15 protein-coding genes and 7 pseudogenes are annotated in these 21,406 nt (G+C 58.2%); 10 read left to right on the forward strand and 12 right to left on the reverse strand.

From position 1 onward, the window contains the following. Nucleotides 1-9: 9 nt before the first annotated feature. Nucleotides 10-879 carry a TauD/TfdA family dioxygenase gene (locus LJU32_18610; protein WKV87656.1) on the forward strand — a complete coding sequence of 290 codons (870 nt, stop codon included), beginning with the start codon at nt 10-12 and terminating at the stop codon, nt 877-879. A 42-nt stretch (nt 880-921) separates the two neighbouring features. Here LJU32_18610 and LJU32_18615 read toward each other — a convergent pair whose 3' ends face one another. From LJU32_18615 to LJU32_18645, 7 genes and pseudogenes are all read right to left on the reverse strand, one after another. After that, nucleotides 922-1,611 (reverse strand): hypothetical protein, encoded by a 690-nt coding sequence (locus LJU32_18615; GenBank protein WKV87657.1) that lies wholly within the window; start codon nt 1,609-1,611, stop codon nt 922-924. Next, nucleotides 1,580-2,620, reverse strand: coding sequence for a GSCFA domain-containing protein (locus tag LJU32_18620; protein ID WKV87658.1), 1,041 nt, complete (start codon nt 2,618-2,620; stop codon nt 1,580-1,582). The genes LJU32_18615 and LJU32_18620 overlap by 32 nt, the downstream gene beginning before the upstream one ends. 36 nt (nt 2,621-2,656) lie before the next feature. After that, on the reverse strand, nt 2,657-3,172 hold the full coding sequence (locus LJU32_18625) for a GNAT family N-acetyltransferase (GenBank protein WKV87659.1): 516 nt from the start codon (nt 3,170-3,172) through the stop codon (nt 2,657-2,659). Nucleotides 3,173-3,363: 191 nt separating this feature from the next. After that, nucleotides 3,364-3,714: pseudogene (locus tag LJU32_18630) on the reverse strand (hypothetical protein). Between the two features lie 351 nt (nt 3,715-4,065). Next, a pseudogene (gene umuC, locus LJU32_18635) lies at nt 4,066-5,345 on the reverse strand (translesion error-prone DNA polymerase V subunit UmuC). Further along, a pseudogene (gene umuD, locus LJU32_18640) lies at nt 5,332-5,762 on the reverse strand (translesion error-prone DNA polymerase V autoproteolytic subunit). The pseudogenes umuC and umuD overlap by 14 nt, the downstream one beginning before the upstream one ends. Before the next feature lie 287 nt (nt 5,763-6,049). After that, nucleotides 6,050-6,928 carry a LysR family transcriptional regulator gene (locus LJU32_18645; protein ID WKV87660.1) on the reverse strand — a complete coding sequence of 293 codons (879 nt, stop codon included), beginning with the start codon at nt 6,926-6,928 and terminating at the stop codon, nt 6,050-6,052. Nucleotides 6,929-7,082: 154 nt separating this feature from the next. On the opposite strand from LJU32_18645, the gene LJU32_18650 reads away from it, so the two are divergent. The 6 genes and pseudogenes from LJU32_18650 (at nt 7,083) to LJU32_18675 (ending at nt 11,563) form a co-directional block, all read left to right on the forward strand. Continuing rightward, the gene (locus LJU32_18650; protein ID WKV87661.1) at nt 7,083-7,508 is read left to right on the forward strand and encodes a VOC family protein; all 426 of its coding nucleotides are present in this window, start codon (nt 7,083-7,085) and stop codon (nt 7,506-7,508) included. 113 nt (nt 7,509-7,621) lie between these two features. Then, the gene (locus LJU32_18655) at nt 7,622-8,878 is read left to right on the forward strand and encodes a cation:dicarboxylase symporter family transporter (protein ID WKV87662.1); all 1,257 of its coding nucleotides are present in this window, start codon (nt 7,622-7,624) and stop codon (nt 8,876-8,878) included. Nucleotides 8,879-9,003: 125 nt separating this feature from the next. Continuing rightward, nucleotides 9,004-10,108, forward strand: a pseudogene (locus LJU32_18660) (alkene reductase). Nucleotides 10,109-10,187: 79 nt separating this feature from the next. Next, entirely contained in the window at nt 10,188-10,931 is a 744-nt protein-coding gene (locus LJU32_18665; protein ID WKV91147.1) for an SDR family oxidoreductase, read from the forward strand. 68 nt (nt 10,932-10,999) lie between these two features. Beyond that, nucleotides 11,000-11,380, forward strand: a complete 381-nt coding sequence (locus LJU32_18670) for a nuclear transport factor 2 family protein (GenBank protein WKV87663.1) — start codon at nt 11,000-11,002, stop codon at nt 11,378-11,380. A 57-nt stretch (nt 11,381-11,437) separates the two neighbouring features. Next, a pseudogene (locus tag LJU32_18675) lies at nt 11,438-11,563 on the forward strand (nuclear transport factor 2 family protein). A 180-nt stretch (nt 11,564-11,743) separates the two neighbouring features. Here the strand turns inward: LJU32_18675 and LJU32_18680 are convergent. The 5 genes and pseudogenes from LJU32_18680 to LJU32_18700 all read right to left on the reverse strand — a co-directional run bounded on the left by LJU32_18680 (nt 11,744) and on the right by LJU32_18700 (nt 17,268). Beyond that, nucleotides 11,744-12,259: a cupin domain-containing protein gene (locus tag LJU32_18680; GenBank protein ID WKV87664.1), complete on the reverse strand. Its 516-nt coding sequence runs from the start codon at nt 12,257-12,259 to the stop codon at nt 11,744-11,746. A gap of 104 nt (nt 12,260-12,363) precedes the next feature. Beyond that, nucleotides 12,364-14,765: pseudogene (locus tag LJU32_18685) on the reverse strand (TonB-dependent receptor). Beyond that, nucleotides 14,720-15,781: a FecR family protein gene (locus LJU32_18690; protein ID WKV87665.1), complete on the reverse strand. Its 1,062-nt coding sequence runs from the start codon at nt 15,779-15,781 to the stop codon at nt 14,720-14,722. Before LJU32_18690 ends, LJU32_18685 begins: the two are co-directional and overlap by 46 nt. After that, entirely contained in the window at nt 15,781-16,290 is a 510-nt protein-coding gene (locus LJU32_18695) for a sigma-70 family RNA polymerase sigma factor (protein ID WKV87666.1), read from the reverse strand. The genes LJU32_18690 and LJU32_18695 overlap by 1 nt, the downstream gene beginning before the upstream one ends. 81 nt (nt 16,291-16,371) lie before the next feature. Beyond that, nucleotides 16,372-17,268, reverse strand: a complete 897-nt coding sequence (locus tag LJU32_18700) for a helix-turn-helix domain-containing protein (GenBank protein ID WKV87667.1) — start codon at nt 17,266-17,268, stop codon at nt 16,372-16,374. 162 nt (nt 17,269-17,430) lie between these two features. Between LJU32_18700 and LJU32_18705 the strand changes: the two genes are divergently transcribed. From LJU32_18705 to LJU32_18715, 3 genes and pseudogenes are all read left to right on the forward strand, one after another. Continuing rightward, nucleotides 17,431-18,789, forward strand: a complete 1,359-nt coding sequence (locus tag LJU32_18705) for a glutamine synthetase family protein (GenBank protein WKV87668.1) — start codon at nt 17,431-17,433, stop codon at nt 18,787-18,789. Between the two features lie 186 nt (nt 18,790-18,975). Continuing rightward, on the forward strand, nt 18,976-20,064 hold the full coding sequence (locus LJU32_18710) for a polyamine ABC transporter substrate-binding protein (GenBank protein WKV87669.1): 1,089 nt from the start codon (nt 18,976-18,978) through the stop codon (nt 20,062-20,064). After that, nucleotides 20,061-21,361, forward strand: a pseudogene (locus LJU32_18715) (FAD-binding oxidoreductase). The gene LJU32_18710 and the pseudogene LJU32_18715 overlap by 4 nt, the downstream one beginning before the upstream one ends. Nucleotides 21,362-21,406: the final 45 nt, after the last annotated feature.

Here is a 21,406-nt window from a genome sequence, read left to right on the forward strand (position 1 = left end):
TGAGGGAACATGGATCAGTTGGCACTCAAGGCAATCGAGCGCATCGCCGCCGAACGGCGCGCGCCGTATCAGCACATCACGGTCGAGCGGATCACGCCGATCATCGGCGCCGAGATCGGCGGCGTCGATCTTTCGCAGCCGCTGAGCGACGAGCAGCTCACGGAAATCCGCCGGGCCTTTCTGGAGAACCACGTGGTGGTGTTCCGCGATCAGCACCTGACGGTCGACGAACACAAGGCGTTTGGCCGGCTGTTCGGTGAGCTGCGGGCCCTGCCGGTGGAAGACATCGACGGCGATGACCCGGAGCTGGTGGTGATCCGCGCCAATGCGCAATCGCGCTACGTTGCCGGCGAAACCTGGCACACCGACGGCACCGCCGATCTGGCGCCGTCCATGGGCTCGATGCTGTACGTCAAGGAAACCCCGGCCATCGGCACCGGTGGAGACACGCTGTTCGCCAACATGCACCTGGCGCTGGAAATGCTGTCGCCGACGATGCAGCAGTTTCTCGGCGGATTGACCGCGATCCATGACGGTGCGATTCCGTGGAAGGGCTATGAGGCGCCGGCCAATCTGCCGAAAACCGAACACCCGGTGGTGGTTCGCCACCCGGAAACCGGGCGCAAGTCGCTGTTCGTCAATTCCGGGTTCACCTCGCACATCGTCCAGTTGTCTGACGGTGAAAGCCAGGTACTGTTGAACATGCTGTTTGACCTGGTCGCCCGCGAACCGGTCGTCAGCTGTCGCGTGCGCTGGGCGCCGAACAGCCTGGTGTTCTGGGACAACCGCTGCACACAGCACCACGCGGTCTGGGATTATTTTCCGCACTCGCGGTATGGCGAGCGGGTGACGATTCTGGGGACGCAGCCCAAGGCTTGAGTCTAAAAATCGGTGGGAGCGGGCGCCGTTCCCACCGCTCATTCACAGACCTTGTTTGAGCAGTTGCTCGACGATCAACTCGCCGAACGCCAGATTCCCGTGCAACGGGTCATCCACCTCGCAGTACGCCGGAAGCTGAAAACCCAGCTCATCATTCGCCGCAGCGCGCACGTCGATCAGCTCGATGCCGAGTCCTTGCAGGCGCTCGATCAGCAGCGCCTGCGCGGCCATGAACACGCGTGGGTCGGACAGCTCCGGCACCCGCTGCGGCGGCAGTACGGCGAACACCTTGAGGTTCAGCGCCCGGGCCTGTTCATAGAACGCCAGCGCAGGCCGGGACAAGGTGTCGATGATGGACTCGAACAGCGGCCCGCTGAGAAAACCTTCGTCGAATTCGCCGTCCGGCGTCTGGTAGCAGGTCCAGTTCGGCGCGGTGGCGAGATAGTGCAGGCTCAGGCCGATGGTACTCACCAGCGGCACCCCGACCTTCGCCAGTTGCGGTACTTCGAATGGCTCAAGGGCCTGACGATACAAGCGCTCCATCTCGACGTCCCGAAACACCACGTCATGACGGGTCAGGCTGAAAAAATCCACCGCGAAATCCCGGCCGGTGCCCAGCGGGCCGCCACTCAAAGGCAACTCGCGGGCCTGCGCCGCCTTGCCGATGACCCTGGCATGGGAATCGCCCAGCAGCAGAAACCTAGGCGTAGTAATCGAGCACGGCGTCTTCACAGACAAGCTCCTCACTGGACACGCAGGTGGAGGCAACGCTGGTCGGCGCCTGCAGCGGTTGAACCGCATCGAGCCCGGCGAAAAACTGCCGCATGACAAATGCCACGCCTTCAGGCGTGACCTCCCGCTGGTTGGGTTGGTAGAACGCGCCCTTGAAAGGTGTGCCGGTGATGATTTCGTAGGAGGGGAAATAGTCGACGTCGTGCAGGTCTTCGCACAGCTGCCCGGCAACGGCGCGCAGGACCGATTTGGAATAGGTGGTGGCGCTCAACACATGCTCGCCCGTGGCGGTTGCCGTCAGGGGCACCGGCGACACGGTGAGCAGCAGACGCAGTTGCGGGTTGATCGAACGCATCAATTCAAGCGCCCTGACCATGTCGCCATAGGTGTCCATGAAGCCGAAGTTGCAGAAGCAGTGCAACTGCGGATCGAAGGTGCCGCGCACGGTGCCGGGGCACACGGGATACACCAGACCGGTCTGGCGGTTCTGCCAGGCTTCGGTCAGGCCCAGGGTGAACACGAACACTTTGGCGCGGCGCAGGGCGGTGCGGATGGCATCGAGGGTGGCTTCGCGCGAGGCGAACAGTGCGTCCTCGCTGGCAAAGCCGTCGGGTTCCACGGCGGGCCGGAACGGGTCGAAGAAACGCCCGTCATGGGCCCAGGTTTCGTCGGGTGGCAGGCTCACGCCGAGCGCCCATTCCAGCCATTGGCACAGCATCGCCGGAGTGTACAGATTGCCGGTGCGAAACGAGAAAACCCCATAATTACGGGCCTTGCAGTCGGTTTCGGGCAGTCCGGGCGGGGCCGGTTCGGCATCCAGCCAGTTCATGCCGCGTTCGCCCAGCGCCCGGCCGATGTGCTGGGCGAAACACGAGCCGGCGGTGACGATGGCGTCCTTGTTGCCGATCTCGAATTGTGGCGTCCACAGTCGATCGATGTTCAGCGCGGGCTTGTCAGCCACGGCGGTGCGCCAGAAAGCGCGGGGTGGCAGGCACTGATAAGGGTTCACGAGGAGGGCCTCCTTGGCGGTCGCTGATAAAACCGGTCAGCTGATTTGATAGCGGTAGATCAGGTCGTCAAACCACCGATCTCCAATCTGATAGGCCTGCGGCACGCGGCGCTCGAATACAAACCCGCATTTCTCCAAAACCTTGCATGACGCGATATTACCGTCGGTCACGGTCGACTCCAACGAGTCCAGGCCGATGTCCGCGGCATAGTCGATGATCGCCTGCCGCGACTCGGTGCCAAAGCCTTTGCCCTGATGCTCGGGCAACAGCAGGCAACCCACCTCGGCATGCCCCGGCGAGAGGATGCGGAATCCGGTCACACCCAATTCCTGCCCGCTGGCCCTGTCGATCACCACCAGACACAACCAGTGATCCGACTGCGGCCCCCAGGCCGGAAGCCGATGCTCGAAGCCTTTGCGCACCTGGTCCTCGGCGATTTCACCGAACACATACTGCATGGTTTGCGGCTCCGAATGCAGCCTGAGGAACAGCGGCCAGTCGGATTCGACCATCGTGCGCAGGTCCAGGCGTTGCGTGGTGAGCTCAAGCATCCGCAGCTCCTTGCAAGGGTGGAAAGGGAAGACAGTTTTTTACTGGGTGCGGCGCGAAAGATCAATGATGCATCGAATTTGCGCTGGTGCGCTGTCGGCCGTCATCCGTCATCCGCCAGCCGTCAGCCGACAGCCGACAGCCGACAGCCGACAGCCGACAGCGCTAGCCTATTCCATGGACTTTTTACAGATCAGTGTGGTTGTTTCACGCCCTTAATCGGCGGGCCGTTGCGCAGCTCCATGGCCGCGGTCAGGTAGCTGTTGCGCCAGGTCGCCGACTCCGCCTGATAGCCCATTTGCTCGAATGCGCAGGCCAGCAACTCCTTGGCGGCCGTGTCGTCGGGTTTGGCGAGCACGGCCTGATCCAGCAGCTCGGCGACCCAGCGGTATTCGCCCTTGTCGTAGGCCACGCGGGCGGCTTCAAGCACTTTGGCGTTACCTCCCATCTATTCGACGTAGCGCTTTGCCGATTCCTTGGGCACTAGAGGATTCAAGTGGGCGGGGTTGCCATCGTAGGCGCCCAGGTACTGAGGTATGGGCATCAACCGGAAGATGGGCTACAGACCCTATCTCGTACCCACGGTGGTTTGTTCTCACAGGGGCGACTAGCTTCCTGGGTGGGGGAATATTTCTTTGGATCAAGCAATACCAGCGTCTCAGGGTGCTGAGCGAGAGCAATGGGAGTTGATCGACGGTATGACTGAAGCGTTCAGTAAGGCTACTAAAGACCTTGATCAGCTGTGACGCTTCGTTAGCCATCTGCTCACAATAAACTCCAATGTAGATCCGCTACGGAATGGCCAGCGACGGCAATCGCCTAGTGTCCGCTTTGGCCGTAAGCAGCCGTTCAAGGCTGCTCGTTTCTCCGGCGGTAGATACCCCTCTCGTGATCGCTACTTGGCTCTCACCGTCCACAGCTGATCTAACTTCGTCGTGTAACTCTGACTCATCAGTTCGCGACGCATCGTCCAACCAGGCGCTGCAGGCACGCTGGCTAAACGCAGCACTCCCTTTCCCCAGCGGCCATTTATCTCATCCAGAACGCTCATCACCTTGTCCGCTATCACGGGTTGCGAATGGGCGAACAGGTCATCAGTGAATTCGCCGGGTTGTCGCAAATCCATCAGCAGCACTTCCGCCTTGCTGTATTTGTAGCCGGGACGGAAGAGACGATTGACCGCTTCGGTCGCAGCCTTCGTCATCAGCCGCACGTCGTTGGTCGGGTACGGCAACTCCACCAAGGCGCCATTCGCATATTTCGCTTCTTCGGGATTGAACATGCCGGTGCGTATGCTCACGCGGATCTTCTTGCACAGCGAGTTTTGCACTCGGAGTTTTTCCGCCGCACGCTGGGTATAGGTGGCGACGGCCTCCTTGATTGGCTCGATTTGTGTCAGCCGCATACCGAACATTCTGCTGCAGCAAATCTCCTGCTTCGGTGGGTCAGCTTCCCTAGTTCTAGACATGGTGTACCGGCCAGCTCGCGAGCAGTCTTCTCGATCACCACGCTGAATTTCTGGCGAAGCATCCACGGATCGGCTTTTGCCAAGTCCATCGCGGTCTTAATGCCCATCGTTTCCAGGTGAGCCTTCATCCGCTTGCCAATGCCCCAGACTTCGCCGACATCGGTGTTGCGCAGCGTCCAGTCCCGTTTGAACGGATCGCAGAGATCGACCACACCGCCGGTGATATCCAGCAGCCTTTTGGCGGTATGGTTTGCGAGCTTCGCCAGCGTCTTGGTGCCGGCAATACCCACCCCGACTGGAATGCCTGTGCGCTTGAGAAGGGTGGAGCGCATGTGCCTGCCGAACGCGGACAGATCTCCAGGCATGCCAGTCAAATCAGCAAATGCTTCATCAATGCTGTAGACCTCAAGTGCCGGCACCATCGATTCGATGATCGTCATGACGCGCTCGCTCATGTCACCGTACAGAGCGTAATTGCTGCTGAATGCCACCACTCCATGCCGGCGTAGATGGTCTTTGATCTGGAAGTACGGCTGGCCCATCTTCACGAAAGGCTTGGCGTCGTAGCTACGCGCGATCACACAGCCGTCGTTGTTGGACAGCACCACAATAGGTGTCTTGGCGAGGTCCGGTCTAAAGACTCGCTCGCAGCTCGCGTAAAACGAGTTGCAGTCGATCAGGGCGAAGACAGGCTCACGTGTTGTCATGATCGCGCACGCTGTATTTCACAACGCCCCAGATCACAAGCTCATCGCCTTCCATGACATGTCTCGCCGGATATCTTGGGTTCTCTGACACAAGCATCACGGCGTTCTCGCGCAGAAGCAGGCGCTTGCAGAACGGTTCCGAATTCAACGCGGCGATAACGATATCGCCACTGACCGCTTCGATGCTTCGATCGACGATCACCATATCCCCGGAATAGATACCCGCGCCTTGCATACTGTCTCCATCTATCTTTACCAGGTACACGTGCGGCGCCCGGATATCGAACAGCTCATCCAGGGAAATGTGCTTTTCGATATGATCAGCCGCAGGAGAGGGAAGCCCGCTGGTACCTTGGATGAATAAAGTGGCAGCTTCTTACCGCCAGTAGCGAGTGGGCCGAGGAGGGTGATGCTCATGATGCAAGCCTTAGGAGGTTAACTGTACATGCATACAGTTAACGATTTGGTTCGCTTGCGGTCAATCTCATAGGTACGACAATTCGACGGGTGACAGCATGTGCGGACGCTACTCGATCTACGAATCGATGGATCACTATCTTAAGGAGCTTGCGCCAAAGCAGTTGGTGATCAATGGCTATGACCTATGGCCAAAAGCACGGCGCTTTGACAGTTGAATCTTGGCTGAGCAAGTGATTTGGTGATTGAGTGAAAAAGAGCCCTATTAGGGCCTTTTTTTGAGGCTCTTATTTGGAGATTGCTGTTACCTGATCACTAATAAGCTGAGCCAAAATTCGCACAGGCTCCGTAAAACTCTGTCGAGACCTATGCACCAGCCCGATATCCCGGTGAAAGGTGTGTTGTCCCAAATCGATCGCTCGTACGCCTGCGGGCCATTCCTGCTGGAATTCCGTCTGTGGCACCAGCGCTATGCCTACACCTTTTTCAACCAGCTTGATGATGGCCTCCAGTTCATCCAGTTCGCAAACTTCCTGCAAGGTGAAATGCATCTGCCGCAGGAAACGATCGACCTGCCTGCCGCCGAAGGATGATCGGTCATAGCGAATGAATGGCTGGCTGGACAGCATTTCTGACCAGTCTTCTCCCTCTAGGTCACGTGGCACGATCAGTCGGTAGGGCTCTAGCGCCAATGTCGTCCAGCGCAGGTCACTTTGGAGGGAGAAGGGCGGGCGAATGATGACGGCCATGTCGATCTCGCCGGCGTCGACGAGGTTCACCATCTCCATTGAAAGGCCTGGTATGACACGTGTGCGGCACTGCGGACACTGTTTGTGAAACTTCGCAAGCGCATCGGGCAAATAGGAGCGCTGCACGGACGCGATCGCACCGATGTTGACCAGCACGCTGGGAGGCTCGCCCGGCGTTGTAGAGCCCAGATTGTCATAAAGTCTCAGCAGCTCCTGCGCCTGCAGAAGTATCTGGTGGCCCATTTTGTTGAGATGGGCAGAGCGTCCTTTCCTGTCGAAAATTTCGAACCCGAGCTCGGCTTCCAGGCGCTGGATTTGCGCGCTCACAGCGGCCTGAGTCAGGCCGATCTTGTTGCCAGCAGCGGCGAATGTGCCTTCCCGCGCCACAGCAATGAGTGTCTTCAGTTCTTTGATCATTCACAAATATTAATTGTGTTTCTAAGAAATATATATTGTTTTTTATGTTTGGCTTCCCGTCCTACGATGTTTCCCATCCCCGGCAAACGGCTTAATCCAGAGAGTCAATGACGGTGGAAATGTTCGCCAACCAACAAAAATATTTGGAGTACTGATGAGCCTCTCGCCATTCCACCTCGCAATCCCTGTTTACGACCTGGCTGCAGCTCGCACCTTTTACGGTGAGGTTTTTGGTCTTGAAGAAGGGCGCTCCAGCACGCAGTGGGTAGATTTCGATTTTTATGGTCACCAACTGGTGATTCACGAACATCCAATAACCGCTTCGCAGGAAAGCGTGCATAGCAATCCAGTTGACGGACACGATGTTCCAGTTCCGCACTTCGGCATCATTTTAGGTTGGGAACAGTGGGAAGCACTCGCCGAACGCCTGAAGTCGTTTGGTACTGAATTCGTGATTGAGCCGTACATTCGTTTCAAAGGCCAAGTGGGCGAGCAAGCCACCATGTTTTTGTTTGATCCGTGCGGCAACGCTCTTGAGTTCAAGGCTTTCAAGGATATGAGCCAGCTCTTCGCCAGATAACAACAGCCATGGCACAACGGCGTTGTGCCATTTGATCTCAAATGAGCTGGAAGCTCATGACTCTAGCAACTGCGAATAGACGCAGACCTTTCACTCCAACAAAAAGGCTAGACATGAAACGTATTCCCTTGGTGTGGCAAATCGTTGCCGGGCTGTTGCTTGGCGTGCTTGTCGGTTGGTACTTCAATACGCATCCGCATTATCAGACATGGGTGAGTTCGGAGATCCTCAAACCGCTCGGAGATATCTTCATCAAGATGATGAAGATGGTGGTTGTACCGATTGTGTTCTGTTGCATGATTCTGGGCATCGCAGGCGGTGGCGATAACAAATCGTTTGGCCGCATGGGGATAAAATCGCTGGGCTACTTTTTTGCAATTACGGCCTTGGCCATTGTCATCGGCTTATGTTTTGCCAACGTCTTCGAGCCGGGTACGGGCACCGACATTTCCGGTATTTCGCACGGTACCGCATCGATCGCTCTGGAGCCGTCCAAAGGCGCATTAGTAATCTTGCAGAACATCGTCCCTGACAATGTGCTGGTTGCCATGTCAGAAGCGAAGTTGCTGTCAGTACTGTTTTTTGCAGTGTTGCTGGGCCTGGCATTGAATGCTCTACCCGAAGACAAAAGCGCACCTTTCATTGCGATGATTCAGAGCCTTTCCGATGCGATGTTCAAGGTTGTTTCAATCGTCATGGCCTACGCACCGATCGGTGTGTTTGGAATGATCGGCGCGACCGTGGCGACGTTTGGTTTCGCCTCATTGTTGCCGTTGCTCAAGCTAATAGGGGTGGTGTATTTGGCGCTGATAGTTTTCGCGTTGGTGATACTCGGCGGCATTTGCTATTTGATTGGAGAAAACATTTTCAAGTTGATCCGGTACTTTCGCAATGAGCTGATTCTGGCGTTTTCGAGTGCCGCGTCAGCCGCCGTCATGCCGCAGTTGATGACGCGATTGGAGAACTACGGTGTACCGCGTCGGATCGTCAGTTTTGTGGTGCCGGTGGGTTATGCGTTCAACCTGGATGGCGCATCGATTTTTCTCGGTGTGGCGACGATTTTCGTGGCGCAGCTCTATGGCATCGATCTGACGTTATCGCAGCAGATTCTGTTAGTGGTAACGATGGTGCTGACTTCGAAGGGCGCTGCAGGGGTGCCGGGTTTTGCCATCATCATTTTGTCCGCGACATTGGCGTCTGCCGGATTGCCACTGGAAGGCGTGGCGTTGATTGCCGGCATTTTCAGGATCATCGACAGCGGCACCACTACGCTGAATGTGCTGGGTAATGCCATCGCACCGCTGGTGATTGCGAAGTGGGAAAGGGTGCAACTGGAACCTGCGCGGGCTCAACCAGCGTCTAGCGTCTAGTCGTTCATCCGATACTGAGCAAGGTCACTAGCCGACCGGACTGATCACAAGCAAGCGCCTGCTGGCATAGGGGCGGTTTTTTTAAGTTTTCAACTAGACGACCGGTCTATTCATTTGGAGTTTTTATGATTGATATTGCCGCAGACACCGACCTGTTTTCCCCATGACGATGGGGGCGATGCAACTGGCTAACCGAATTGTCATGGCGCCAGTGACTCGCAGTCGAATGGCTGACGACGGCGTGCCGAACGAAATGCATGCCACTTATTACGCCCAGCGGGCCAGCGCGGGCCTGATCATCGCCGAGGCCACGAACATTTCTGCTCAGGGGCGTGGCTATGCCATGACGCCCGGTATCTGGTCCGAGGAGCAGGTGGCAGGCTGGAAAAAGTCACTGACGCAGTGCATGCGGCCGGCGGGAAAATCGTCAGCCAGTTATGGCACGTAGGTCGCTTCTCCAGCGTTGAGTTGCAGCCAAACGGCGAAGCGCCGGTCGCGCCCTCAGCAATCAAGGCCGAAGGTACGACCTATACCAACAATGGCATGATCGAAGTGTCCATGCCTCGGGCGCTTGAGACTTCAGAGATCCCGGGGATCATCGAGCAGTACAGGCATGCGGCAGAAAATGCCAAGCGAGCCGGTTTCGACGGTGTGGAAGTCCATTCTGCCAACAGCTATCTGCTCGACCAGTTCCTGCGTGATTCCACCAACCAACGGACTGACCAGTACGGCGGCTCTATCGAAAATCGGACACGACTGACACTCGAAGTCACCGAAGCCGTGGTCGCAATTTGGGGCAGTGACCGGGTCGGCATCCGCCTTTCACCAGTAACTCCTGATGCAGGTAACACGCCTCCAGACAGCAACGTCATGGCGACCTACGGTCACCTCATTCAGCAGTTGAACAGATTCAACTTGGCCTATCTGCATTTCGTCGAAGGCGCGACAGCCACCTCTCGTACCGTTCCTGAAGGGGTGGATCTGGACGCGCTGAGTGCGCAGTTCGAAGGGCCGTACATTGGCAACAACAACTATGACCTGGAAATGGCGCGGGAGCGCAGGGCGCAAGGGCGGATTGATGCCGTGGCGTTTGGTCGATTGTTCATTGCCAACCCCGATTTGGTAGAGCGCCTGCGTCGGGGTCTCGAGCTGAGCATAGCGCCGCGCGAGAGTTATTACGGCGGAGGCGCCAAGGGCTACATCGATTGGCCAACGGCCAACTCCAATTAATTGGAGATTCCCTTTGCGTCAGTTCGGCGCGGGGAGGCTTCGTCGCGAAAAAATTTCGCCGCACAAGAGGTACTCAAATATGACTTATCTGCAAAACAAGGTTGCTATTGTCACTGGCGCGTCTTCCGGCATTGGCGCTGCCACCACCCGCGCGTTGGCCGCGCATGGCGCTCGCGTCGTGGCAGCAGCACTCGATCAGGCTGGGTTGGAAGCGTTTGTTGCCGAGCTGCGTGAGGCCGGGAGCGACGTGGTCGCTTTCACCACAGACGTTACCCATCTGGATCAAACCAAAGCGCTCGCGAAGTTTGCACAAGACACCTATGGCGCAGTGGACATCCTGGTCAACAACGCCGGCCTGATGCTTTTTTCCAACTGGGTCGATCTGGCCGTGCAGGATTGGGAAAAGATGATTGATGTGAACATCAAGGGCTACCTCAACACTATTGCTGCTGTATTGCCATTCATGCTCGAACAGAAAACCGGGCAGATTCTCAACATGGACTCCGTTGCAGGTCACCAGGTCGGCCCGGCGGCGGGTGTTTACAGCGCAACCAAGTTTTTCGTCCAGGCCATGACCGAATCCATGCGAAAGGAGTTGGGTGTGCAGCATGGCATCCGCGTCAACACCGTCAGCCCAGGCGTGATAAATACCGGCTGGGCGGACAAGGTCAGTGATCCTGAAGGGCGTAAGGCTGCCCAAGAGCTGAACCGGATTGCCATTGCGCCGGACGATATTGCCCGCGCAGTGATATACGCGCTCAACCAACCGGAAAATGTCACCGTCAACGATTTGATCATCTCGCCGACTCGCCAGGATTGGTAATTGTGGTTTGAGTTTCCCGTGCCCGAGTGACCAAAACGGTCACCGCAACATGCAACCAGGAGTACATCATGAGCAATCCAACTTACGTCCAGGAATACAACGCGATCGTTGCTGTTCTGAGTCAGTACAACGAAGGTGGTGCCAAGGCTGACAGCACTGTGATGAAGCCCGCGTTCAATGAGCAAGCAACCATGTTTGGCGTCGACGGCGACAAGCTCGTCGGCGGCGCGATCCAGAATCTGTACGACGTCATCGACAACTCTTTCCGCCCATCTCCCGAAGCCAAAGCCGCGATCGTTCGCATCGACATCGTAGGCACTGCCGCCAGTGCGCGCATTGATACTGACAATGTTTCGGGATATCGATTCACCGACTTCTTCAATCTGCTGAAGGTAGAAGGCAAGTGGACGATCGTCAGCAAGATTTACCACACCCATCCGACCACTTGAGCATTTGAGCGCGTTTGGCGACGTGTGTTTTACGTCGCCCAATGAAAGGAGAGAACCATGTCAAAGAACATCAAGGCGGTACCAACCTCCGAGTACAACGCTGTCATCGCTACCGCCAATCGATACGTTGAAGGTCTGCGTGTGGGCAGTGCAGAAGGCGTTGCTCAAGCTTTCCATAAAGACATTTCCGTCCAGTAATTACGAAAGGCTGACATAAAGCCTGAGGCCATTCGCATCCATGATTTAACATAATATACATTACACGCAACAAAGTATAACAAGATTAGCGCGGTCGCCCGAGAGATTTGAAGCTGCGTTGCCGCTTCAAAACCAGCTGTCCCTACAACCTGCATTCTCCAACTCTCATCCATCATCACGCGTCAGCTTTTCGATCAGCGCTCGATGCTGCGGAAACTGCGTCGTCAGTTTTGTGCGATCACCGATTTCCATATCGGCAAAATCAAACCCAGGCGAAACCGCTTCGCTGATCAAGCCAAAGCCGTTTGAGCCTTCCAGTAACCGAGAGGCTTTCCAAATTCCACCCGGTACGTGCAACTGCAGTTGCTGACCAGCCAAAACATCGCTGCCTATCACCAGCGTTTGCAATGAGCCATCTGCGTGGATCAAGTGGTATTCGATGGCGTCGCCAAGGTGGAAATAATGCAGGATGTCGGACTGGTTGAAATGAAACTGGCCCACCGGCGATTGCTCAGTGAGCAGATAGTAGATCGAAGTCAGCAGATATCGCGGGCCTCTCTGCGTTTCGAGGTAATCACGGTGATCAGCTTGATAGGTTCTGCGGTAATAACCGCCCTCGACATGAGGCTGTAGATTCAGCGCAGCAATCACATCTGTAGCATTCGGCTTACGCTGAATCATGGCCTTCCCGGCATGTTTCCCGTATTTTTGTTTAGCTCAACTAAACGGTCATTTAGTGGAGTTAACGTATTTTCGACGACATTCGACGATTTTCCCCCGCTCCACTAAAAATCCACCGTTGCCGACATCAGATACGTTCGCGGCGTCGAAAGCGTCAACCCCGGCTCACTGTCATCCGATGCACCCGCCGAACTCCAATAGCGTTTATCCAGCACGTTTTCGACGTTGGCGCGCAAGGTAATGGTCTTCTCATCCAGTTTGAAAGCATAGCGTGTGCCTACGTCGAACCGTTCCCAGGAGTCGATGTCTTTATCATTCGACTGATCCAGATACTGCGAACTCGAGTAAATCCCGCGACTGGTCAGGGTCAGCCCCTGCACGTTTGGCACATCCCACTCCGCGCCAAGGTTGACGTTGTATTTGGGTGTCGCCGGTGCGCGATTGCCGTCGAACGTACCGTTGGTGGTCTGGCTCAGTTCGCTATCGATGTACATCACACCGCCGAGCAACCTGAAGCCTTTGAGCGGTTCGCCGAACACGCTCAGTTCCACGCCGTTGTTCTCGCGCTTGCCGTTCGGGCCGAAGACTCGCGTGGTGGCGTTGGTTTCGTACGCCGGTTGTTTAATGCGGAACACCGCTGCTGTCAGCGCGTATGCGCCCGCGTCGTACTTGGCCCCGACTTCGACCTGGCGGCTGATGAATGGCGGGAAGATTTCGTCTTCGTTGATTGACGTTGATGGCGCGATCTTGCCTTGGCTCAGACCTTCCATGTAGTTGGCGTACAGCGAAAGTTTGTCGGTTGCCTTGAACAGAATTCCGCCCGACGGCGAGACTTTTTCCTCATCGTAAGCCGTGTCGCCCTTGATGCCGTCGCTCCAGTCGTCGACTTTGACCCGCTGCCAGCGCGCCCCCAGAGTCAGCAACAGACGATCGTCGAAGAAACCGAGCGTGTCGGACAAGGCCACGCCGCTGAAGCGGTTCTCTGTGTAGACCTTGGCGTCATTGCGGGTCGGTGTGCCGGGTCTGGCGATTTCCACTGGATCGTAGAGATTGCTGCGTCCCGCTGCATAACGCGCGCCGCCGTTTTCGAAGTCCATATAAAAGTAGTTGGCCGCCAGGTTCACCTCATGGCTGACCGGCCCGGTCTGGAACCAGTTACGCACCCCAGCGGTAGCCGTACGAACGTTTTCGTCGCGGGTGAAATCTCGCGGCTGGACGCTAAAGTCACCGGCATCGTTAGTCACCGAAACCGCATGGCGCAAGAAGTCGTGATTGCTTTTGCGTGCGCCGACGCCGCCATACAGCATGACCGAATCGCTGACATCGAACTCGCCGTTGACCGTCCCGAACGTGTCTTTGGTGCGCGCCTGGCTCCAGGGTTGCGCATAGTTGTCGCGCACATCGTTGGCGTTCGGCACCTTGGCATTGGCGGCGACTTGCACGCGTTCCTGCGGTGCGTCGGTGTCGCGCTCGGTGTGGCCGATATCGGTGGAAAGTCGCAAGCGTTCACCACGGAAATCCAGACCGACTACTGCCATGTCGCGATCGACACTCTGATGATCCCATTCGGTATCCCCGGACTGTTTAACCCCGTTGAAGCGCACCCCGAACTGATTGTCTTCGCCAAAGCGCCGACCGACATCCACCGCGCCGCCGACCTGGTTGTTCGAGGCGTAATTGGCCGTCAGCGAGGTAATCGGCTTGTCGGTCGCGCGTTTCGGCACGACGTTGATCCCCCTCCTACACTGCCCCGTGGCGAAATCCCGTTGATCAATTGGCTTGGGCCCTTGAGGATGTCGACGCGATCAGCCATCTCCATGTCGATGGTGTACGTCGGCAAGACACCGTAAAGGCCGTTGTAGGAAACGTCGCTGTTGAACAGGCTGAAACCACGGATGGTGAATTGCTCGTAGCGGCCACCGGCCGGGTTGGTTGCGCGCACCGAAGGGTCGCTGCCGATCAGGTCGCCCAGCGTGCGCGCCTGTTGGTTTTTCACCGTTTCGCTGGTGTAAGTGGTCATGCTGAACGGGGTTTCCATAAAATCCCTGGAGCCCAGCAGCCCTTGCGAGCCACGCCGTGCGACCTGACCGCCGGCAAACACGTCGGCATCCGCCGAGTCGCTCGCGCCAAGAATCGAGGTAGGCGCAAGCTGCAAGGTGCTGCCTTCTGCCGCAGGCACCAGCGTATAAGCCTGATCGCCGACCGGCTGCAGCTGCAAACCAGAGCCCAGCAACAACCGGCTGAACCCCTCCTCCACGCCATATTCACCGGACAAACCATTGCTGTTGCGGCCGCTGACCAGTGCCGGATCCACCGACAGATTGACCCCGGCGAGACCGGCGAAACGCGTCAGCGCCGCACTCAGGCTACCGGCCGGCACCTGATAACTGCGGCGGCTGCCGTCGTCGGCCCAGCTCGATTGGATCAACACGGGGCTGGCACTCAGGCTCAGCAAAAGGCTCAACTGCAACAACGGACGCAAACGACCTGGAAATACTGCGGGCATTGGAAGAAGCTCTCGATTTTGTTCACTTGCCTGGAATGACCAGCGAGGCGAAAAAAGGGACAGGCTTCAGCCAGTTTTTCTGCACGCGGTACCAGTGACACCCAAAATCGCGTTCGCGTTTGCACGTCGACGGGCAAACTGGCTGCCAGCAGTGCCAGCACTTGATCGGTATCGTCGAGGCGGAAACTGCCGGTGATGCGCAGCGATTCCAGCGCCGGATCCCAGCGCAACACACCCGAGCGGTAGCGACTCAGCTCGCGAAGGAAATCACCCAGCGGCTGGTTTTGCGCCATCAGCACGCCGTCGCGCCAACCCGGCATCAATGCATCGAACGCCGTCACCGCTCCCGCGCCCGAAGCTTGCAGGCTGACTTGCTGGCCCTGCTTCAATACCAGCGCCGGGCCGTGCAGCGGCTGCAATTGCACCGAACCGCGCAGCACGCAGACCTGGCAATTGCGTGCATTCAGGCGCACCGAGATGTCGCTGTGATTGACGATCATCCGCCCATAAGGCGCGTTGACGATAAAGGCCGCATCGCCCGCCACGCTGAGTCCCATTTCCCCACGAATCAGCGTCAACTGACGTGCAGGCAGATCGACATTCACCGCGCTGTCGGTGTTGAGTTGCAATGAAGAACCCTGTGCCAATTGCACTTTGCGCCGCTCACCGGTACTGGTGTGCATATCGGCGCGCCACACTTCCAGCGGCAGTTCGCGTCCGATCAACCACACCGCCGGCACCAGCGCGGCCACGCCCAAAGCACGCTTGAGCGCCGCGCGCCGCGCCGGATCCGGCCGGTCCAGCGTGGCCATGGCCAGTGTCGGCGGCAAACCTGCGAAACGCTGGCGAAGCTGCTGGATTTTCTGCCAAGCGTTCTCGTGGCGACTGTCGCTGCTACGCCAATGCTGCAATCGCGCGTGATCTTCATCGCTGGCACCGCCGGATTCAAGCAAGGCCAGCCATTGCGCCGCCGCTCGTGCTACTTCCCGCGTTTCCTCGCTGGGGGCAACGCGCATTACAGCTCCACCAGCAGGCAATGCTCGTACGCCTGGGCCATGTAACGTTTGACGGTCCGTTCAGAAACTTGCAAGCGCTCGGCGATCTCGCGGTAGCCAAGGCCTTCGAGTTGACTCCAAAGAAATGCCCGGCGCACCGCTCGCGGCAAGCCATCGAGCAATTCATCCAGCGCCTGCAAGGTCTCCAGCAGCAACCAGCGCTGTTCCGGCGACGGTGCGCACGCTTCCGGCATTTGCGCCAAGGCGTCGAGGTAGGCTTTTTCCAGATGGCGTCGCGTGTAGAAATTGCTCAGCAGGCGTTTGCCGACAGTGAGCAAATACGCGCGCGGCTCGCGTAACTCGGCCAGTGGCGGTGCGTTGCACAGGACGCGCAGAAAGGTGTCCTGACTCAGGTCAGCCGCATCCCACGCGTTGCCCATGCGCCGGCGCAGCCAGGTTTCCAGCCAGCCGCGGTGCTCGCGGTACAACTGCTGCAGGCTCTGCTCCGACGGTGACGTGGCTTCAATCATCTCAAGAGACCCTGCGTGAAGGTAGATTCAAATGAGACTGATTCTATTTAACTTCGCCAAGGACACAAAGCCTTTTTCTGTTCAGCGCTTGAGCGTTTCGCTCGGCAGCTCCTTGAACAGCGCGTGGTAACTGCTGGAAAACCGCCCCAGATGCCAGAACGACCAGCGCATCGCCACTTCCGCAACGGTGGTTTCGCTAGGCCTGCGCTTGAGCAATTCACGGTGCGCACTGTTCAGCCGCCTGAGGCGCAACCAGTGGCTCGGGGTCATCCCGGTGTAAGCCTTGAAAGCCTGTTGCAGCTGGCGCAGCGGTACGCCGGCAACGTGAGAAAGTTCGAGTAGATTGACCGTGTCTTCCGGCGAATCAGCCGCCCACTCCCCTACTCGCTTCATGATTTGGCGTTCGTCATTGCGCCGCTGTAATCCGCCACGATCCAGACCGGTGTGAGCGTTATCAAGGATGAACAGGCAGTCCTCAAGCAACTGCTGCGTCAGGCGATCTTTATCAAGTGGATCAGCAGCTTGCGATAACTTCGTGAGAATCGAGCTTAACCAGCCGCTGAACAAAGCGTTCTGTCCGCAGTTTAGCGGCGCCATGAACAACCCTTCGAGTTTCGCTACTTGCAAACCGTGCTCGCGGACGAAGTCCGGACCAAATACCACGGCGATTTCCCGGTAGTTCTCCGGGGTGATCCAGATGTTGCGGCTCTCTTCGTTGAGCAGGTACAGCGCGTTGTCGCTGCGATCAAAGCAGAACGCCAGCGCCCCGGATGGCGCGCTGAAATTCTGCTCGACCCGGGTGTTCATCTGCTCCTCGTAAACCTCGACGCCCTGCAGATCGAGATAACGAATCTGCCCGGCGAAATGCCCCGGCGACATCTGTTGGTAATGCTGGACCCAGCCCGGTGTGGCGCGGATTTGCTCGGCCACGTCGGCGGTATTGAACGCTTGTACCTGAAGCGGATTGCACGTTGTCATGGGGTGACCTTGCGCACTCTTTTGGTGCGCTTTGGTGCTGCGGAAAGTGGATAGATGGAATCGCCAGCCGCGCCCAAGATAGTCGCCAACGCGCCACAGGGGAAGGGGCGGAAGATGAAACCCGCCGTCCCCGGCGTCTACAAAACCAATAACGAGGTCTTTATGAACGCCCCTTTCGATCAGCTGTTCACCTGGCTGAAAGATCACAAGATTACCGAAGTCGAATGCGTGGTCAGCGACCTGACCGGCATCGCCCGCGGCAAGATTGCACCGACCAACAAGTTCCTGCATGAGCGCGGCATGCGCCTGCCGGAGAGCGTGCTGCTGCAAACGGTAACCGGGGATTTTGTCGACGACGACATCTATTACGACCTGCTCGACCCGGCCGACATCGATATGGTGTGCAAACCGGTTTCCGATGCCGTCTACGTCATTCCGTGGGCAATCGAGCCGACTGCCATCGTCATCCACGACACCTTCGACAAGTTCGGCAATCCGATCGAACTGTCGCCGCGCAATGTGCTGAAGAAAGTCCTGCAGCTCTACACCGACAAGGGCTGGAAGCCGATTGTCGCGCCGGAAATGGAGTTCTACCTGACCCAACGTTGTGAAGATCCGGACCTGCCGCTCAAGGCGCCGCTGGGTCGTTCGGGCCGTGCGGAGAGCGGGCGTCAGTCATTCTCCATCGATGCCGCCAACGAATTCGATCCGCTCTTCGAAGACGTCTACGACTGGTGCGAACTGCAAGGCCTGGATCTCGACACGCTGATCCATGAAGACGGCCCGGCGCAGATGGAAATCAACTTCCGCCACGGCGATGCGCTGGATCTGGCCGACCAGATCACCGTGTTCAAACGCACCCTGCGCGAAGCGGCGCTCAAGCACAACGTCACTGCGACATTCATGGCCAAGCCGATCGGCGACGAGCCGGGCAGCGCCATGCACCTGCACCAGAGCGTGGTCGAGATCGCGACGGGTCAGCCGATCTTCGCCGATGCCGAGGGCAACATGAGTGAACTGTTCCGTCATCACATCGGTGGGCTGCAGAAGTACATCCCGAAAGTCCTGCCGATGTTCGCGCCCAACGTCAATTCGTTCCGCCGCTTCCTGCCGGACACCTCGGCACCGGTCAACGTCGAATGGGGCGAGGAGAACCGCACGGTTGGCCTGCGAGTGCCGACTTCGGGCCCTGAATCGATGCGCGTGGAGAACCGTTTGCCCGGAGCCGACGCCAACCCTTATCTGGCGATTGCCGCGAGCCTGCTGTGCGGTTACATCGGCATGGTCGAGAAGATTGAGCCAAGCGCAGCGGTCGAAGGCCGGGCCTACGAACGGCGCAATCTGCGCTTGCCCATCACCATCGAAGAAGCCCTGACGCAAATGGAAGAGTGCCCGAAGGTCGCTGAGTACCTGGGCAGCAAATTCGTCCGCGGGTATGTGGCAGTGAAGCGCGCCGAGCACGAAAACTTCAAACGCGTCATCAGCTCGTGGGAGCGCGAATTCCTGCTGCTCAGCGTCTGACGGCGCCCCGTCCCTGTGGGAGCGAGCCTGCTCGCGAAGACGGCCGCACAGTTGATCGTTCCCACGTTCCCGCGTGGGAATGCATCCCGGGATGCTCTGCGTCCCATCCAAAGCCGAACGCGGAGCGTCCGTTGCGGCATTCCCACGCAGAGCGTGGGAACGATCATTACAAGAAGAGGTGTCGATATGCGTCCATTGAAATCCATACTTCCCGTCGCGCTGAGCGTGCTGTTCAGTGCAGCAGCCCAAGCCGAGCCCCAGGTCAGCGTCTACAACTGGACCGACTACATTGGCGAAACCACCCTCGCCGACTTCCAGAGCAAGACCGGGATCAAGGTGATCTACGACGTCTTCGACTCCAACGAAACCCTTGAAGGCAAACTCCTCGCCGGCCGGACCGGTTACGACGTGGTAGTGCCGTCCAACCACTTCCTCGCCCGTCAGGTAAAGGCCGGCGCGTTCATGAAGCTCGATCGTTCACAGTTACCAAACTGGAAGAACTTGGACCCGAAACTGCTTGAATTGCTTGAGAAAAATGATCCCGGCAATGCGCACTCGGTGCCTTACCTGTGGGGCACCAACGGCATCGGTTACAACGTCGACAAGGTCAAGCAAGTGCTCGGCATCGACCACATCGATTCCTGGGCCGTGCTGTTCGAACCCGAAAATCTGAAGAAGCTCAACCAGTGCGGCGTGTCGATGATGGACTCCGCCGACGAAGTGTTCCCGGCCATCCTCAACTACATGGGCATGGATCCGCGCAGCGAAAACCCTGAGGACTATAAAAAGGCCGAAGCCAAGCTGCTGAGCATTCGCCCGTACATCACCTATTTCCATTCCTCCAAGTACGTCTCGGACCTCGCCAATGGCGACATCTGCATCGCGTTCGGTTATTCCGGCGATGTGTTTCAGGCCGCCAACCGGGCCAAGGAAGCCAGGAACGGTGTGAATATCGCCTATGCCATTCCCAAGGAAGGCGCCAACCTGTGGTTCGATCTGCTGGCGATTCCGGCCGACGCGAGCAACGCCAAAGAGGCCCACGCCTTCATCAATTACCTGCTCGATCCGCAGGTGATCGCCAAGGTCAGCGCTACCGTCGGCTACGCCAACCCGAACCCGGCGGCCAAGCCGTTCATGGATCAGGAATTGGTCAACAATCCTGAGGTGTATCCGCCGCAATCGGTGCTCGACAAACTCTACATTTCCTCGACCCCGCCCCAGGCGATCATGCGTCTGATGACCCGGTCGTGGAGCAAAGTGAAGTCGAACAAATGACTCAGCACAGCGCACAGCACACCCGTTCCTATTACGCTGCTTCTGCACGGGCGACCACACCCTACCCCGCGCTGGACGGCGATCTGATTGCCGACGTCTGCGTGATAGGCGGCGGCTTCACCGGCGTCAATACGGCGATTGAACTGGCGCAGCGCGGCTTGTCGGTGGTTTTGCTCGAGGCGCGGCGCATCGGCTGGGGCGCCAGCGGGCGCAATGGCGGTCAGCTGATTCGCGGCATCGGCCACGAAGTTGAGGGGTTCGCCCGCTATATCGGCCAGGACGGCGTGCGTTATCTGCAGCGCGCCGGCATCGATTCGGTGGAGCTGGTGCGCCAGCGCATCACTGGAAACGCCATCGACTGTGATCTACGTTGGGGCTTTTGCGAATTGGCCAACACCGCCGCGCAATTCGCCGCGTTCAAGCAGGAACAGGACAGCCTCGCCGAACTCGACTATGCCCACGAAACCAGGCTGGTCGGCCCGGAGCAGATCCGTCAGCAAGTGGTCGACGCCGGTGCGTACGCCGGCGGATTGATCGACATGGGTTCGGGGCATTTGCATCCGCTGGATCTGATGCAAGGTGAGGCGCGTCTCGCGGCATCGCTGGGCGTGCGTGTCTTCGAGCACAGCCCGGTGCTGGAAATCCTCCATGGCCCGACTGTCGAGGTCCGTTGCGCCACGGGTTCAGTGCGCGCGGGCAGCCTGGTGCTCGGCTGCAACGCGCATCTGGATGAACTGGAACCGAAACTCAGCGGCAAAGTGCTGCCCGCCGGCAGTTACATCATCGCCACCGAGCCGCTGGACGAGAGCCGCGCCGCGCAGTTGATTCCACAGAACCTGGCGCTGTGCGATCAAAAAGTCGGGCTGGATTATTACCGACTCTCGGCGGATCGACGGTTGTTGTTCGGCGGCGCCTGTCATTATTCCGGCCGCGATCCGGCGGATATCGCTGCCTACATGCGGCCGAAAATGCTCAAGGTGTTCCCGCAACTGGCCGATGTGCGCATCGATTATCAGTGGGGCGGCAAGATTGGCATCACCGCCAATCGCTTCCCCAGGTCGGCCGGCTCAAGCAGCATCCGAACGTGTTTTACGCGCAGGGCTACTCGGGCCATGGCCTCAATGTCACCCATTGGTGTGCGAAGCTGTTGGGCGAAGCCATCCACGCCGGACACAGCCAAGGCATGGACGTGTTCGGCGGCGTGCCGCACATGACGTTCCCTGGCGGCCCTGCCTTGCGCTCGCCACTGCTGGCCCTGGGCATGTTCTGGTATCGCTTGCGTGAAATGCTCGGTTAACAGGCGCTTACACTGATCGTTCCCACGCTCTGCGTGGGAATGCAG

It is taken from the genome of Pseudomonas sp. B21_DOA (genome assembly GCA_030544685.1).
Lineage (GTDB): Bacteria > Pseudomonadota > Gammaproteobacteria > Pseudomonadales > Pseudomonadaceae > Aquipseudomonas > Aquipseudomonas fluorescens_AO.

Bases quoted from the DNA above. Each gene is read 5' to 3' on its own strand.
- LJU32_18700 (WKV87667.1), bottom strand. From the start codon at position 17,268: ATGACAACGTGCAATCCGCTTCAGGTACAAGCGTTCAATACCGCCGAC.
- LJU32_18645 (WKV87660.1), bottom strand. From the start codon at position 6,928: ATGATCAAAGAACTGAAGACACTCATTGCTGTGGCGCGGGAAGGCACA.
- LJU32_18625 (WKV87659.1), bottom strand. From the start codon at position 3,172: ATGCTTGAGCTCACCACGCAACGCCTGGACCTGCGCACGATGGTCGAA.
- LJU32_18680 (WKV87664.1), bottom strand. From the start codon at position 12,259: ATGATTCAGCGTAAGCCGAATGCTACAGATGTGATTGCTGCGCTGAAT.
- LJU32_18665 (WKV91147.1), top strand. From the start codon at position 10,188: ATGACTTATCTGCAAAACAAGGTTGCTATTGTCACTGGCGCGTCTTCC.
- LJU32_18610 (WKV87656.1), top strand. From the start codon at position 10: ATGGATCAGTTGGCACTCAAGGCAATCGAGCGCATCGCCGCCGAACGG.
- LJU32_18655 (WKV87662.1), top strand. From the start codon at position 7,622: ATGAAACGTATTCCCTTGGTGTGGCAAATCGTTGCCGGGCTGTTGCTT.
- LJU32_18650 (WKV87661.1), top strand. From the start codon at position 7,083: ATGAGCCTCTCGCCATTCCACCTCGCAATCCCTGTTTACGACCTGGCT.
- LJU32_18670 (WKV87663.1), top strand. From the start codon at position 11,000: ATGAGCAATCCAACTTACGTCCAGGAATACAACGCGATCGTTGCTGTT.
- LJU32_18690 (WKV87665.1), bottom strand. From the start codon at position 15,781: ATGCGCGTTGCCCCCAGCGAGGAAACGCGGGAAGTAGCACGAGCGGCG.
- LJU32_18705 (WKV87668.1), top strand. From the start codon at position 17,431: ATGAACGCCCCTTTCGATCAGCTGTTCACCTGGCTGAAAGATCACAAG.
- LJU32_18710 (WKV87669.1), top strand. From the start codon at position 18,976: ATGCGTCCATTGAAATCCATACTTCCCGTCGCGCTGAGCGTGCTGTTC.
- LJU32_18695 (WKV87666.1), bottom strand. From the start codon at position 16,290: ATGATTGAAGCCACGTCACCGTCGGAGCAGAGCCTGCAGCAGTTGTAC.